The 1,437-nt window shown below is 75.2% G+C and carries 2 protein-coding genes; one reads left to right on the forward strand and one right to left on the reverse strand.

From position 1 onward, the window contains the following. Positions 1-205 precede the first annotated feature (205 nt). Positions 206-1,096, forward strand: coding sequence for a hypothetical protein (locus AB0G02_RS40115; RefSeq protein WP_360805751.1), 891 nt, complete (start codon positions 206-208; stop codon positions 1,094-1,096). Positions 1,097-1,109: 13 nt separating this feature from the next. On the opposite strand, the gene AB0G02_RS40120 is transcribed toward AB0G02_RS40115, so the two are convergent. Next, a partial coding sequence (locus tag AB0G02_RS40120) for a CAP domain-containing protein (protein ID WP_360805754.1) occupies positions 1,110-1,437 on the reverse strand: 328 nt, incomplete at its 5' end.

Genomic DNA, 1,437 nt, shown 5'->3' on the forward strand with positions numbered 1-1,437 from the left:
CGGTGGACTGGACCTACAGCTCCGGTCGGACGCTCGTGTAGACGTGGGGTCTCTTCAGCCAGTTCAGCTACGGCAAGCTCCCCTACTGAAATCCGGTCCACACCGGTTCGCCGGACCGGGCCACGCCTCCCCGCCCGGGGTCACCGCCCAGGGCGGGGAGGCCGCCGCCCGTTCCGCACCGCTGCGCCCGAGAGGGAGTGACGCCATGACTTCCGCTGCGACGGTCTCGTCGTTGCCCGAGGTCGCCGCGCAGGTGCACCGCCAGCGCGTGGCCGTGCGCCGGGTGCTCGACGGGGTGGACGACCGGCTGCTCGTGCTGGCCGGCCCCCGGTGCGTGCGGGACGCCACCGCGGCGCTGGACTACGCCGGGCAGCTTGCCGAGGCAGCGGCCCCCTACCGCCAGCAGCTCCTGGTCGTGCTGTGCGCCTACCCCGAGGCGCAGGGGGACGAGGGCGGTCGCCGGTTCCTGCTCGACGCGCTGCGCACCGGTCTGCCCCAGGCCGTCCGCTTCACCCACCCCGCGACCGTGCTGCACACCGCCGACCTCGTCGCCTACGGGCTGATCACCACGCGGTCCACGACCGATCCCCTCCACTGGCGCTGGACGTCCCGGGTGCCCGTGCCGGTCGGTTGCGAGAACGAGGTGGCCGCGGACGTCGGCGCGGCCGTGGCGGCCGTCCGCGACGCCAACGCCCACCGGCTCCGCTTCTCCCGCGCCCTCGCGGTGCACCCCGACGCCCACCTCGTGCTGCGGGGCGGGCTGCACCGGCCGGCGCACGACCCGTCGTCCACCGCCATCGCACTGACCCGGTTGCGCGCCGAGAACCTTCCGCCGCGCCTGGTGGTCGCCGTGCCCGGAGGTGGTGACCTGCGCCGCCAGCGGGACGCGGTCGCGTCCGTCGCACGGCAGCGCGCCGACGGGCAGAAGGGCCTCGTCGGCGTCGCCTTCGGCTCCTTCCTGCACGAGGGCAGGCAGCACGCGCCGGTCGACTACGGGGTCAGCACCGCGGAACCGTGCCTGAGCCTGCCCGACACGGTGTCCCTCCTGGACACCCTCGCCATCGCGGTGGAGCGGTGCCGCCTGCGCGGCCGGTGACCGGGGCGGTGGTTCAGCCACCGTCGTCGGCGTAGCCGAAGTTCTGCGTCCACCAGTGCCCGGTGGCGTCGAGCAGCAAGCCGACCCCGACCTCGGCGAACTCCGCGTGCAGGACGTTGGCTCGGTGCGGAGCGCTGCGCATCCACGCCTCCACCACCCGCACGGCCGTCTCCTGGCCGAACGCGACGTTCTCGCCGCCGGGGTGGGGGAAGCCCTCGGCGAGCATCCGTTCGAACGGGTCCGGCCAGCCCGGCAGCCGGTGCGCGAGGACCCGCCGCCGCGCCATGTCGGCGCTGTGCCGCCTGGCCGAGCGGCGGAGCCGTTCGTCGGCTCCCAGCGCC

Source organism: Actinosynnema sp. NPDC023658, assembly GCF_040639995.1.
GTDB lineage: Bacteria > Actinomycetota > Actinomycetes > Mycobacteriales > Pseudonocardiaceae > Actinosynnema.

Bases quoted from the DNA above. Each gene is read 5' to 3' on its own strand.
- AB0G02_RS40115 (WP_360805751.1), top strand. From the start codon at position 206: ATGACTTCCGCTGCGACGGTCTCGTCGTTGCCCGAGGTCGCCGCGCAG.